At 35.6% G+C, this 14238-nt stretch carries 13 protein-coding genes; 6 read left to right on the top strand and 7 right to left on the bottom strand.

Going from position 1 to position 14238, the window contains the following annotated elements; translation table 11 throughout:
• Positions 1-160 precede the first annotated feature (160 nt).
• The 3 genes from MOK21_RS14240 to yeiL all read right to left on the bottom strand — a co-directional run bounded on the left by MOK21_RS14240 (position 161) and on the right by yeiL (position 1829).
• Positions 161-304, bottom strand: a complete 144-nt coding sequence (locus tag MOK21_RS14240; RefSeq protein WP_249074647.1) for a hypothetical protein — start codon at positions 302-304, stop codon at positions 161-163.
• A gap of 18 nt (positions 305-322) precedes the next feature.
• Entirely contained in the window at positions 323-991 is a 669-nt protein-coding gene (locus MOK21_RS14235; RefSeq protein WP_249074646.1) for a YqeB family protein, read from the bottom strand.
• Between the two features lie 175 nt (positions 992-1166).
• Complete coding sequence (gene yeiL, locus MOK21_RS14230; protein WP_249074645.1) at positions 1167-1829, bottom strand: transcriptional regulator YeiL; 663 nt, start codon at positions 1827-1829, stop codon at positions 1167-1169.
• A gap of 98 nt (positions 1830-1927) precedes the next feature.
• Between yeiL and MOK21_RS14225 the strand changes: the two genes are divergently transcribed.
• Positions 1928-3079: an MFS transporter gene (locus MOK21_RS14225; protein WP_249074644.1), complete on the top strand. Its 1152-nt coding sequence runs from the start codon at positions 1928-1930 to the stop codon at positions 3077-3079.
• Positions 3080-3120: 41 nt separating this feature from the next.
• Here MOK21_RS14225 and MOK21_RS14220 read toward each other — a convergent pair whose 3' ends face one another.
• On the bottom strand, positions 3121-4296 hold the full coding sequence (locus tag MOK21_RS14220) for an oxalate decarboxylase family bicupin (RefSeq protein ID WP_249074729.1): 1176 nt from the start codon (positions 4294-4296) through the stop codon (positions 3121-3123).
• 67 nt (positions 4297-4363) lie between these two features.
• Positions 4364-4897, bottom strand: a complete 534-nt coding sequence (locus MOK21_RS14215) for an O-methyltransferase (RefSeq protein ID WP_249074643.1) — start codon at positions 4895-4897, stop codon at positions 4364-4366.
• A gap of 704 nt (positions 4898-5601) precedes the next feature.
• Between MOK21_RS14215 and MOK21_RS14210 the strand changes: the two genes are divergently transcribed.
• From MOK21_RS14210 to MOK21_RS14195, 4 genes are all read left to right on the top strand, one after another.
• Entirely contained in the window at positions 5602-6375 is a 774-nt protein-coding gene (locus tag MOK21_RS14210; protein WP_249074642.1) for a hypothetical protein, read from the top strand.
• A gap of 502 nt (positions 6376-6877) precedes the next feature.
• Entirely contained in the window at positions 6878-7831 is a 954-nt protein-coding gene (locus MOK21_RS14205) for a lipase family protein (RefSeq protein ID WP_249074641.1), read from the top strand.
• 237 nt (positions 7832-8068) lie between these two features.
• Positions 8069-8461, top strand: coding sequence for a YkvA family protein (locus tag MOK21_RS14200; RefSeq protein ID WP_249074640.1), 393 nt, complete (start codon positions 8069-8071; stop codon positions 8459-8461).
• Between the two features lie 727 nt (positions 8462-9188).
• Complete coding sequence (locus MOK21_RS14195; protein WP_249074639.1) at positions 9189-9797, top strand: CPBP family intramembrane glutamic endopeptidase; 609 nt, start codon at positions 9189-9191, stop codon at positions 9795-9797.
• Between the two features lie 42 nt (positions 9798-9839).
• Here the strand turns inward: MOK21_RS14195 and MOK21_RS14190 are convergent, their stop codons facing one another.
• Positions 9840-11282 carry an aminotransferase-like domain-containing protein gene (locus MOK21_RS14190; protein WP_249074638.1) on the bottom strand — a complete coding sequence of 481 codons (1443 nt, stop codon included), beginning with the start codon at positions 11280-11282 and terminating at the stop codon, positions 9840-9842.
• Between the two features lie 100 nt (positions 11283-11382).
• Between MOK21_RS14190 and MOK21_RS14185 the strand changes: the two genes are divergently transcribed.
• Positions 11383-11985 carry a LysE/ArgO family amino acid transporter gene (locus MOK21_RS14185; protein ID WP_249074637.1) on the top strand — a complete coding sequence of 201 codons (603 nt, stop codon included), beginning with the start codon at positions 11383-11385 and terminating at the stop codon, positions 11983-11985.
• A gap of 293 nt (positions 11986-12278) precedes the next feature.
• Here MOK21_RS14185 and MOK21_RS14180 read toward each other — a convergent pair whose 3' ends face one another.
• A complete protein-coding gene (locus MOK21_RS14180) occupies positions 12279-14222 on the bottom strand; it encodes a S9 family peptidase (RefSeq protein ID WP_249074728.1) in 1944 nt (647 codons plus the stop codon).
• Positions 14223-14238: the final 16 nt, after the last annotated feature.

The following is a 14238-nucleotide window of genomic DNA, read 5'->3' as shown; positions in this document are numbered from 1 at the left end:
GTTTTATCCGTCACTTTGACTCTTCGCTCCGTCGTTCTTGCTGCTGTATCCGTCGCTTCATGTCCGTTCCGTCGCTCCGCCCAATCTTTCCGTCACTTCGACTGTTTTATCCGTCGCTTTGACTATTCTTTCCGTCGTTCTTGCAGCTGTATCCGTCGCTTTATGTCCGTTCCGTCGCTCCGCCCAATCTTTCCGTCACTTCGACTGTTTTATCCGTCGCTTTGACTCTTCTTTCCGTCGTTCTGGGTGTTGTATCCGTCGTAACTGACGTTGCAAGCTTTCTTCGGCATAACTTGTTTTTCAAATCTTTACTTTTTTTCTATTATCGATAATATTGGCTCTTCTTTATTTCTTTTACTGATACTCTTAGTTTCCAAAGCTCTTTAGCTAACTGAAATACTTCTTCATCTTCGCCATCTTCAATAGCTATTTTCCTTGCTTTAAATAGAGCATTCGCAGCCGGTGATAGATCGGGACAATCTACTACCCATTTTTTAAAATCTTCATGAAATGGCTCACTATCACTCCAAAGATAATCATGGTTTAAAAATGCCGCAGCCACTGTATTTTTATTCAGCTCTTGTTTATATCGGAAAAGTTCTTTCTCATCATTGCCTAATAATACTATTTGCTTTCCATCCATAAAAACAAGTGATATATCTTTCTTTTTAAAGTTCATTTCATCATTTCTAAGTTTAAAAATAATTTTCTCATCGTCTATTATCATTTCTAAACTTTCATGAAAAGACAAAAAAGTTAATGCAATTCCCGCAACCAAACCAAGGGCCATTGTAGCAAAACCTACCCATGCTCCATTATAAGATGCAATTAAATTTAAAGGTCCCTGAAAAGGTACCCACGGTAAAGTACTAGCCCATTTAGCAATACTCGGAAGAAACCACCCTAGCACTAAACCGATAAGTGGGAAACCAAGCCACATTATAACTTTATCGGTCTTCGAAAAATTTAGTATTGTATGATTATTACTCATTTAAGTCCACCCTTTTAAAATAATACACTTGTTATGGCATGTCTTTATTTTGCCATAGCATCAAATAATTAATTTCACTGTTTTTATTCATTTCATTTAAAACTTTTTTAGCAAACGCTAGTAAATAATACCATCTATAAAGGTTGACTGTCAAAAGAGCTACTACATCCTTTCCTCACTGTATCTCCTGTGCTAATTCGGAAAGACGCTTTTCATTAATAATGTGGTAGCCATTTTTTCTTTTCTCCAAAATTTTTTCTTCGCAAAACTGTGCAAGTACATATAATAAATGCCGATAGGAAACTCCTAAATATTCACAGATTTCAGTATGCTTTTCTTTATAGACTCCTTGATCTGACGAAAATTGAATAAATGCAGCAAGTCGATTTTCAAGTGGAAATGCTTGATTTTGAGTATATTTCGACGTCATTTTGAACGCCTTTTCCCCTAAAAACACACAAAGTTTACGTAAAAATAGTACATCCGTGAGTAACTTTTCTTTGCAAGATTGTGTAATCGAAAAACAAATCGTCTCGGTTACAGTCTGAATCCCCTTCGTATATCTTGCCTCATTAAGCAACTCAATTTCTCCCATAAAAAGTGGTGCCTTCAAGTAATCGATAAGCGAGACCTTGCCATTCTTATGTGTCATGTAAAGCTTCGCCTTTCCTTCGATCATGTAGTATAGCGTATCTGGAAATGACCCTTCTTGAAAAATCCATTCGCCTTTGTCAAACTTACATACTTCCAAAAATGGAGCTATATCAAATGAGAAAAAATCATCAATTGGATATTTATCGAGATAGTATGAACGTTCCTCAGCTGTCAGTATATGCATTTTTATTCTCTCCTCCAAAAAATGTGAGATATCTCACATTATTGTAACGATGAACATGTTATTATTCAACTTAGTTAAATTGGAGGTACGGAAAATTTATGAACAATCAACGATGGCTTTCTCAAAATTTCTTTGCATTTTTCTTTACATGGGGGATTTTCTTACCTTATTGGACTGGTTGGCTTGTAGATGCCAAACATCTTACAGTTTCAGAGGCTAGCGTCGTAATGGGCTGTGGTCTTTTAGCACGAGCAACATCAAATCTATTTTTCTTCCCGACGCTTGCAAAATATGTGAATAATAAAAGACTTACTAGCGTTCTGGCAATAGGTGCCCTAATCACAACTTTACTTTACATACCAAGCACGAGCTTTATCTCGCTTCTTATCGTTACCCTTTTATTTAGCGTTTTTTATCCAGCTCTGCTCCCTGCCGTTGAAAGTAGTGCTGCAACGCTCGTACAGCATGGAAATGTACACTATGGTAAAAGCCGCTCCTATGGTTCCCTTGGCTTTGTCATTGCAGTATTAATCATTAGTATGCTGACAGGTGCACTTGGCAATGACATCATCTTTTGGAGCATGGTGGTCGGTCTGATTGGTATGCTGTTGATGCAACAAATGGCTACACCAAAAGAATTACTCGTTGTACCGACGAAAGAACAACGTGCAAAATCATTGTCGATGAAAACACTATGGACAATTAAAGGCTTCCCTATTGTTTTATTAGTCGTTATTCTGCTCCAAGGTGCGCATGCTTCTTATTACAGCTATGGCTATATATATTTAGGTGATTTACATGTTGATCCGTTCTATATGGGAATGATTATTAACATCGCCGTTATTTGCGAAATTTTATATTTTATGAAGGCTGATACACTATTTAAAAAATGGCGCTCATCTTCTTTATTACTTTTAGCAGCAAGTGGTTCATCATTACGCTGGCTACTCATTTACTTATTCCCAAATGTCTGGGTATTTATCGCTTCTCAAACATTACATGCATTATCTTTTGCTCTTGCGCATTACGCTTTTATCAGCTATTTAACAAAAACATTGCCGAAGGAGCAAATTCCAAATGCACAAGGCCTTTACTCTGCATTAGCAATGGGATTGAGTACAGCAATCCTTACTTTTTTAGGTGGCTATTTATACGAGATTTCACCTGGACTATCATTTGCAGCAATGCTTATTTGTACAGTTCCAGCAATCGGTATACTGCTTACTACTAGAAATAAATATCAATATTAAAATAAGCAGGTGGGAAAAATCTCACCTGCTTTTCTATATGCTCACTTTGGATAATACGAAAAACCAGGATATTTCACGACCGGCCACTTTTCCTTCCTTAGTACATGAAGAAGATCAGGGCCAATATTTAAATTGCTTTGTACTAGTTCAGATGGAGTAAGAGCCATCCATTGATGTAATGAAACATCCTGAAATCTATCACTTTTAAACATTTCAAGGAACCATAATGTCTCAGTCCCGGTATTCTCAATGTAGTGACCATTTGCAAATGGCACGTAGCCAACATCCCCTGCACGATAATCGAATGTTCTCGCCACACCATTCGCTGCAAATACTGTCATACGCCCTTTTCCTTGAATGTAATATTGCCATTCGTCATTATTCGGGTGCCAATGCAGCTCTCTCATTGCGCCAGGATTGATCTCGACAAGTGCTGCTGCAATATTTTTAGAAATAGGAAAGTTTGTCGAATCCACAATTCGAACACTACCACCAGGTGTTTCAATAGGTGTCTGTGCAAGCAAACGATGTTTGAAAGTTTGAGGGATTGTTCCGTATGGGGATTGTACTTTTTGTAGATTTAGAGGTCCTGGTACTTTATCTTGATATATATAGACCTGTTCATTCGGGATATGTTGAAAGGCACTTATTGGCACACCAAAATTAGAAGACAGCACATCTTTTGGAGTATGAGCAAACCAATCAGATATTGAAAATGTACTAAGATCTGAGAAATGCCCATCGTCAAACACTAGCAAAAATTCACAACCGTCTTCAAGACCTTGTATGGAATGAGGGATTCCAGGTGGGAAATACCATAAATCCCCCGGTCCTACATCGGCAATAAAATTTCGCCCATTTTGATCGACTGCTGTAATGCGTGCATGACCAAGGAGCATATACGACCATTCCGCCTGTTGATGCCAATGCAACTCCCGTACTCCTCCCGGTGTCAAACTCATATTGACACCTGCCAATGTCGTAGCAATTGGCAGATCACGAGCAGTAATTTCTCGAGACCACCCTCCATGTTTTAAAACCATATGTGTATCAGAAAAAGAAAATTTTAAATTTGGCACAAGTCCAGCATCTGTTTTTGGAGGGACAAGCAAATCGGGATTCTCCAGATCCCTCACAATATCTCTCGGCCCTTTATCCACCCATCCTGCCCCATCTTTCCGAATAGGCTGCGGAACATAAGAATAGCCCTCTGGCATGTTCTCCAATGCGTCACCTCTTCATAAAGAAATCGTCATTTCAATATGTATGGTACCTTAACTAGGATTATTCTTTTCCTTTCAGCTTAGTTGCGAGGATAGCCGAGGATGTTGCTGTTAAGTAAATTTCTGTAGCTCTTAATTCTTTATGATTTAACCAAAAGTCCCTGACCTTATCAGGTTTCCCTCTCCATTCCTCAGGAAAAAGTTCTTCAGGCGTAAAATCGTCCATTAATAACATACCTCTAACAGCTAATGCTTCTAATAGTTGTACACATTCAATCGTTTTAGCAGCTGCTGCATCAGCAAAAATAAATTGAAAAGGACCATTTGCTATCACTTCTTTCCAGTCACCAACTAAAAATTCTGCCTGCTGATGACAAATTGTTTGAGCAGTAGCATCGATTTTTTCCTTCTCATGATCCACTGAAACAAACTTTACATTTGGTGCAATGGTAGAAAGAATCCAAGCACTGCCTACACCGTAGCCAGTCCCAACTTCAAGAATTTTCCCATGCATGATTTGACCAACAAGCACTGACAACAATCTTCCGGCCTTATCTGAACATGAAAACTCGAAATTATGTCTTTGAGCTAACATTTTACTAGCCTTCACCAATTCCGGAATATATGTATTGGAGCGATATTTAGTTAATATAACGACAAACCACCTTTAGGATTTTAAATTTCATATTTGCTTTTCTAGGCTGATTTTTTCGCGAATCGAAACTTGGGTAATTTCCTTATATAGATCTTGTTTCATTGCCTTAACTAGTTGATTTGCTCTTTGTAATTCTCCGCCTTTTTCATAAACAATCCGTATTTTCAGAGTAACAATCTATACGAAAGCAGCCTTAATCAAAGAGTTTTTGTTAATATATGTGACATAGCGATCTTCAGTAATAGCTTATTACTTCGGCTACGTTTAGAAACAGATCGCCGATTTTGTCACCCGAAATTTTTGTCGATGAATATTTTTTTGAACTTATCAATTTTTGTTCTATTTATGACAAAGATTGGTAAAAAGCAAAGAAGGCGGAAAACATGATTTAAATTGCGAACTATTTTCATGTAGATATGAACACAAAATATAGATTAAGTGAAAGATAGTAACTTATTACACTACAAAAACAAGCAAAATTAAAACAAATTTCTCGGAAGCAACAGTTAATTTACTGACTCTTCTTAATTTTTGTTCAATTATCAACAAAAATTGATTTCTTAATATTCATAACTAATGATATGTTATTAACATACCCGGGGAAAAGTAAAAAAAAGAGGAACATGGAAAGGAGATTGATAGCAATGAACAAAAGAATGTTCGGAAAAATTTTTCTATCTTTTTTACTAATCGTCACTTTATTTGTTACTACAGCAATTACTCCTTTAACTCTAGCACAGACATCAATACCCGAAGAATACAATAGTTTAGCTGAAACTTTTAAGGATTTTAATAAAAATTATTCCGAAATGCCTGAAGAAAAAACAAACGATTTAAAGAAAGAATTACTTACATTAATTAAACAAGGAACTATTAAATTACAGTCAAATGGTGAACTAGATTTTAAAGATATACAATCAAAGCAAAATGGCGAGAATAATGTGCTATATATGCCTATAGAATACAAAAACATAGCATCTACGCTTAACATTTCGGCCCTTACAGTTATCTTTGATAACAAAGGAGAACTTGTTAATTATGACGAAAGAAAAATTGTAGCAGATGATAAAAATTATACTTCTCAAATAGAAATCTATACTGATGGAGTATTAACTAAATCAGAAAATGTACAATTAACAAAAGAAGATTTTATGATTACACCTGAGAAAGAAAAAAATTCAGATTCAATCTTATCATTTTTAAAACCTGATACTGCAGAAGCTGCAAGTTGGGCATCCAAATTTTTTAATTGTTTAGATGATCAAGGTGTTCCAAGTTGGGTTTATAAAACACTAACAGTAGTTTGTGGAATTGCTTGTGCAACAGCAGTACTTTGTGTACCATGTGCTGTAGGAGCTGCATTAGTATTTGAAGCAGATATTATGTATTGCGTAGGTAAAGCAAACGGAAACTACTAACGAAAGGAACATAAATTATGCTTAAAAAAATAAGACTAATGTTATCAGGAGTTTTAGGCATAATGGCTTTTTTTTCGCTTTTAACCTTTTTAAAAATAATTGATATCCCTAATTTTATTTCAAAAATCCCTTATTCTATTCCCTTTGTTTTTATTATCGTTTTATTATTAATTGTTTCATTATTGGAAAAAAAAAATCTTAATTAAAATATGTAATTCTAAAAAGAGTAAAGGAATTGTGCCGATGAATGGAATATCTATTCCTGCTTTACTAAAAGCTATCAGTACTTTCGTTAATGGGTTATTTAACAAACTTAAATTTAAAAATAATTAATACAACAAGTTCAATAGATTAGATTTTTAGAGCGATGTATTTATCGCTCTTTTTCGTTTAATTGTCAAAATGTTCACTGAATCTATTTATTGAACTCAAAAACATGTGGATTTATTTACCAAAATAACAGATAATTACTAATGTAATGAAAAAGGAGGTAATCATTTTTATGTTGAAGAAATTAGGTTTTACAGTTTTACTTTCTGCTATCCTACTACTAGTTACCTTTACTATGGGTACAAGTAAAGCACAAGCAGGATATACAGATAATCCTAGTAAGCTATACTATGATTTAGCAGACCAAGTTTACAATGTCGGTAAAAAGACAAATGCTGAAATCCAACATGCAATCAATCTTGAGCACGGTCCAAATAAATTTAAAGTGATTGATTCAGTTGACATTAACTCTAATCAAAATCATCCGATGGGAGCTCCTAGTTACAATTTAGATAGAACTGGTTTTAAAGCCATGACTGTCGTTATAGCAGATCCAAATGGTAGCAAGAAACTATTCATTGCCTTTGCCGGTTCAGAAAATGTTTCAGATTATGCAACAGCAGCATCGTCCTTATTGAATGGTAGTGTTCCAGGCCAAGTACATCAAGCTCACCTCTACCTTAACTATATCTACGATAAATTTGGTTATAAAGACTACCAATGGTATTTTACAGGACATTCTTTAGGTGGATGGTTAGCAGCGAAGTCATACTTAGACGTTCGTGCTGGAATAACAGTAGTTTCAAACCAAAAATTTACTCATTATGGTCCTATCAAAAAGAAAAAAATTAGCGGCGTCTATACTTTTAATGCTTTACCAGTCGCTAAGACTCAAATGACGGATACGCAATGGACTGCAAACAAAAACCGTACATATCACAGTGATGTAAAAAATCTTTACATTGATAATGAATGGTTAAATAGTATACATGATATGCATCCTACCAAACTAGCATATATCGGTGAAGAAGGTGCCGTGAATAAAAAAGTTCCTCACTTCACTTCTTTGAGTTATTCACCTTTTAGTCCACTCATAGATATCGTTAATTATTACCGAATTAACAAAAATAATGATATTGTGGATTATCACAGTAGAAAATATCTTTCAACTTCCGTGTATCATTAGTTTTTTCTTAAAATGTGTATTCTTGACTGAATACACATTTTTTATTGGAAAGATTTACGCATATACAACACACCTGATATTGTCCTTTTTTACTAAAGCGATTCATTTGTACAGTCGTCATAAACGCTAACCATATTGTCTTCCCTTCTTGCTAACACGATTCTCCTATAGTTCATTAGTATTCCCCTTTTTGCCTAGATAACTTATACTTCATAGTAACGAAAGGGACGATTTTCAATGAACAACAGCTTAATATCCAAATTAAAAGCCTTTGCAAAAAAAATAAAACAAAATTTATTTGTACTTTATCTTTCTTATAAAGATCCCCGAACACCATGGTACGCTAAGCTTTTGGCAATGCTTATAGTTGCCTATGCTTTTAGCCCGATAGACTTAATCCCAGATTTTATTCCTGTTCTAGGGTATCTTGATGATTTGATCATCGTACCCTTGGGAATTAGCCTCGCTTTAAAACTAATCCCTCCACATGTAATTGAAGTGAATAAAGAAGCTGCAGAAAAGTTAAAGCAATCTGGAAAACCAAAGAATTGGTTTGTTGGCATTCTTTTTATAATCATTTGGATTATCATTGCTGCTTGGGTTTGTAAAATAATTATTCATCATATTTAAAGTTTTGTTCAGTAACCGACTAACAAAATGAAAATCAACAAGTTCATTGCTCTGGCGAAGTATATTATCTTTTGGCACAACAATATCGTAGATCGCCATGTATGGACTTAAATTAAAGGTTTCTTGATTTGAAATCATCAGGGCCCACTTGCACATTAATTCTTTTTATAAGCGTCACTAAAATAACAGTATGATACATTGCGTTGTTTGGAGAAGCATTGCTCGACTCCTGCGGGAAAGCGTGACAGATGAGACCCCGCACGAAGCGTAGCCTAGGAGGAGGCTCGGCGCTCGCCCGCAGAAAGCGAGCGGAATGCTTCGGAAAACAACAGTAGCGTCACATTGCCAAATGAAAATCGGGGTAATCAATGATTTAATCTTGAATACCTCGCGAAGTGAGAAGAATATAGACTTTTTCAATACCCTCCGCAGTCGTCAGCTCCTTTTTTATGCTCAAAACTTGATTTGTTTTTGAGCATCACTTTATACAAGTAAACGGTTATAAAATAAGAGCTTCCTCACTTTACGAGAGACTGATATATGTAAAGCCTAAAAGTCACTACTGTATAATGAGGAATTTGAATAATATTTAGTTAACATAAAAATAACCATAACTAAGTGAAATCCACTCCACATCTGGAAAAACTTTTAAATAAAGGCTATATTTTCCGCTGATATATTATGCTAAAATATTTTTATTCTACAGCCCCAAGAAAGAGGAATTGTTATGGAGCATATAAAAGACAAACCAAAAAAGATTAAGAAGGATTTTAGCCCAAAAGACGCTGTTTTCGTATTCTCTTCTTTTACATTCGTTTGTGTGGCAGTCATTTTCGTTCTTATCGTTTATGATGTATTCACTGTACAAAATTTCCTATCATTTGATCAGCCATCCAGAATGATTGGGAGTGTAGTTCTCGCTGCATTCGGATTACTTTTGTTTGGCGTAATATTAACATTGTTGATTCCCTCAAAATACATTGACGAAACTAACAATAGTTATCAAAATTATTCATTGTTAGGGATAATTGCCTTTATGCTGATAGGAGCATTATTTGAAGAAATATTGTTTAGAGGAATTATTCAAAATCTGCTTCTTGTATTGCTAGAAAACGAGTGGATGGCCATTATAATCACAACCTTATTGTTCTTAGGGATGCATACTCAATACTTCAAAAAACCTATTATGTTAATAAATATTACCATTCCAAGTGTAATTTTCGGATGGATCTATTTTGATACAAACAATATTTTAGTACCATTTCTTGTGCATTTTTTGATGAATATCGGCATGACACTATTATTTAAATATAATTTAATAAGTGTAAAAAGATAATGAACAAATTTTTAAACCATCGCCCCCTTGAGGTGCGATGGTTTATTCTTTATTACATTCTATTAACTCAAAAACGCATTCATATAATGTTTGTAAACCAACCTTCAACTCTTCATACGTTGCATAAGCATACGACAATCGAATATGCTGGGAATCGTTAGGATCGTAAATATAGCCGGGATTAATGAGAACTTGTCGATGCAATAGTTTGGTAAACAACGCTTTATCAACAATCGGCTCATGAAACTTCAGCCAAATGTAGAAGCCCCCTTTTGGCTGACTCCAGCTAGCAATATCCGCAAAACTCTCTTGCAATATCCCCTCGACAAAATTAGCTCTACATAATAATTCTTTTCGTAAACTCTTAATATGCTTTTCATACTTTCCGGTTTGCAGCCAGTGCAACACAACCTCCTGTGAGATAGCGCTTGAACCGTAATCTGTTTGCATTTTTATATCTGCTAATCGCTCAATCACTGTTGTTGGACCAATTAACCAGCCAATTCTAAGTCCCGGGCTTAAGGTTTTTGAAACACTCCCAATATAAAGGACTTGCCCGCTAGCATCCATTGATTTAATTGGAGGTGTAGCCGCTTCAAAGAGCAACTCATGATATACGTCATCCTCAATGATGGGAATGCGCGACGCTTTACATGCTTCGTAAAGTTGCTTTTTTTCAAGCGTCGTCCACACCCTTCCCGTCGGATTGTTTAGCGTAGGAACAGCATAAAATACAGCCTGCCTTTTTCTTTTGCGTTGAGCTAATGTTTGTGCAAGCTGTTCATCTCGATAGATAGCCATCATTTGCATACCTACAGATTGAAATGGATGGACTGAATTTAAATAAGATGTTTGTTCCTGGAATACAATAGAACCTTGCTCAAGTAGCCCTACAGCAATAAGCTGCAATGCCTGTAGTGCACCAGAGACAATACATACATTTTGGGGTTTCGCATGGATTCCCCTTTTTTGCACATATTCGCAAATCGCTTTCCGAAGTTTTTCGCTACCTTGTGGTGATGAATACCCTAAAGCTTTTGGCTGCAAGGAGAGATCTTTCAATGACGCTTCAATTTCCACGGTCGGCAATAAATTTGGCGCTAGTTCCCCTGTTCCCAATCGTATGACATCATCACGTTGCTCGTATTCATTGATTATTTGAATGGTATGATAATTAGGCTTATGGAGACTGGTGTCTATGTATTTTTGCCAATTTGGTTGTGTTTGTGCAATGAATGAATCCCAGGAATTATCAGTTACATAAACACCTGAACCTACCTTCGATTCCAATATACCTGCTGCTTTTAACTCCTCTAACGCCTGCTGAACAGTACTCCGATTGACTCCGAACTGCATAGCTAGCTGTCTTTGCGTCGGTAGCTTTGTTCCTGCCACCCAATCTCCCCGTTCTATCTGCTCAGTAATCCACTGTATAATTTGCTGCTGTAATGTCATTTCACCCTGTCTATTTGGCTGCCAATTCATTCGTCTCACCTCTAAATTGGATGGCTAAAAAACCATCCAATTGGTCGTTTTCTTTTAGTTATAACATATCTAGAATATTTAATGAAAGGAGTGAATCTCATTGGAAGCATTTTTTCATGGAATGATTTTAGCATTTGGCCTTATTTTGCCTTTAGGCGTACAAAATGTCTTTGTCTTTTCTCAAGGTGCAACACAGCCACATCTAGTTCGTGCCTTTCCTGCAGGCATAACAGCCGCAATTTGTGATACGCTTCTAATATTACTAGCGGTATTTGGTTTATCTATCATCGTGTTGCAATTCGAGTGGTTACGTATCGCCTTAATGAGTGGTGGTATACTTTTCCTACTTTATATGGGCTATACAATTTGGCGTTCAAATCCAGTGACAGCCGATAATAACGAGGCGCTACCTGTAAAAAAACAAGTTGTATTCGCACTGTCTGTCTCTCTCTTAAATCCACATGCAATTTTAGACACAATTGGTGTTATTGGGACGAGTGCTTTAAAATATAGTGGGATGGAGCAAATGTTGTTCACTGCAGCATGCGTTTTGATTTCTTGGTTATGGTTTTTCGGTCTTATCATTGCGGGAGCATCGTTGAAAAGACTTGATAGCTCTGGGAAGCTTATGAATATTTTTAATAAATGCTCCGCGATTTTTATTTGGGGAACTGCTCTCTATCTTGTTAGTGGTTTACTGTAGCTATTAAAAACAAAGAGTTTAAGTAATACTCTTAATATTTCAGGATACCATATACAATGTGCACCCTTAATATGCAATTTTTAAGCTGAACTAATTTCGATAGTAGTTCAGCTTTTATTTATGTTTAAAGATATAGGTGATCTATTTATTGAATTGTTCAAATCTCTTTTTCTATCATTTCAGTCGTTACACAAGAAGCAGTTGATCTAATTGAACATTCGCACTCCATTTGTCGAATGAAAAACTATCAAAGTAATCACGCCAATAACTAGCCAATTATTAGAGGATCTCCATCACAAAACCCTAAAATCTTTCATACTTTCTCCAAGAATATAGTGGGAAAACCACATCAAATTCTGCTTCATAATAGCCACATTAATTCCTGGCTGGTCAGAACTATAGGCCATTCCTTTAAAAATAATTAATTCTGTATCAACTTCCATATCCCTTAATCCCTGATATAGCTCATATGCATTTGGTGTTGGTATTCTTGCATCCATTTCGCCATGTTGAATTAAAGTAGGAGTACAGGCTGATTTAATATATGTCATTGGTGATGTTTTCGTATAGATCTCTGGATCATTCCATGGATTATTTCCTAAATACATCCTTATAAAGTAAGGTATATCTGTATTTACATAATGTGTACTCCAATTAGTAATTCCACCTCCAACGGAAATAGCTTTAAATCTACTACTAAAAGTAGAACAGAAAGCTGATATATATCCCCCGTTGCTCCATCCCATAACCCCTACTCTATCTTTATCTACAATCCCTTTGTCGACTAGTTTATCTACTCCAGATATAACATCATCATAGTTAGCAATCCCCAGTTTTCTATAGTTTGCTTTTAAGAATTCATTACCATAACCAGAACTTCCCCTGTAGTTTGGTTCTAAAACGATAAAGCCTTTTTCGATGAACTGTTCAATAGGATATTTCTCATTAAAACAGTCTGAAAATATGGGAAAGGATGCCCAAGCTGGACCACCATGGATTACCACTAATAAGGGATATTTTTTATTTGCGTCAAACTCTACTGGAGTTGATAAAACCCCCTCTATTTCAAGATCATCACTACTTTGCCACGAGATCATTTCCCTGTTACTTTTAAGCTTTCCTTTGAAAAAGCTATTTTCATTCGTTATTTTTTTATCGTCTAAATAGATCTCAAAGGTTTCATTTGTTATAGCTTTATTATAGGATATATGATTTCCATCCCTTGTTATAGAAGCATCCATTATAAAACCATCTACTTTATCGCTTAACATTTCCACAGTGCCATCCTCAGATAGCAACCCAATAAGATAATTAGTTTTATTCTGCCATCTAATTAAAATTCCTTTAGCTGTCCACCGTATTGGAATAACCGTACTATCAAAATCTGTTAAAGGATGCATTAGTTCTCCATTATTAATATCATAGATCTCTAGTGTACTGTCTTGTATATGAGTTTTATAGTAATCCTTCTCCATTATGCTTGCTGAGTAACATATTTGGCTGCCATCAGGAGAAAAGCAAACGTTCCCTCCCAACAACTTATCTATATTCAACTTTTGTAGCTCACCTGCTTCAATATCCAGTATGTAAAGATCTCCCTGAATAAAATCTTCCATATTTGAACTTGGTGTAGCCATAAATAGAGCTTTTTTTCCACAATTTGAAATATCAAATTCATGGATATGAAAATCCTTCCCATCTGTTAGTTGATAAACAACGCTATTTTCGTATTCATCTTTATCATTTTGTATCACATTATCTATTTCAATGTAATATAAACAATTATTTTTGTATTCCTTACCTGTATGATGGAAATCTCCATATTGTTCTCTACGTTTTTTAATCGTCTCAGATTCTTTTGACTGCGCAACATAATAAAAACCCTTACCAGTAGGCTCCCATTTAAATTTACTGACCCCTTCTTTCTCATCAGTAATTTGAACCCCACTATAACCATCTATGGACCTAACAAAGATCTGATTTTTCTTATTATCCCCGTCACCAACTGGGCTAAGGTATGCAATTTCTCTGGAATCTGGAGACCATATTGGGAATGTACTCTCTATATCCCCAGTCGTTAATGGGTAACATTGCCCCTTATCTTTTTCATATATCCAGACATGATTCCTATAGTTATTGTCTTTCCAGTTAGCTATCTTCTTACCAAATGCTACGTTTTTGCCATCATCACTAATGCTTGTATCTGTTAAGGTTGGTATTGAAATAATCTCTTCTATACTTTAATAAGTTTTT

Origin of the sequence: Lysinibacillus sp. BPa_S21 (assembly GCF_023337795.1) — a bacterium.
In the GTDB taxonomy this organism is placed as follows: domain Bacteria; phylum Bacillota; class Bacilli; order Bacillales_A; family Planococcaceae; genus Lysinibacillus.
This window is presented reverse-complemented; position numbering and strand designations above follow the sequence as displayed.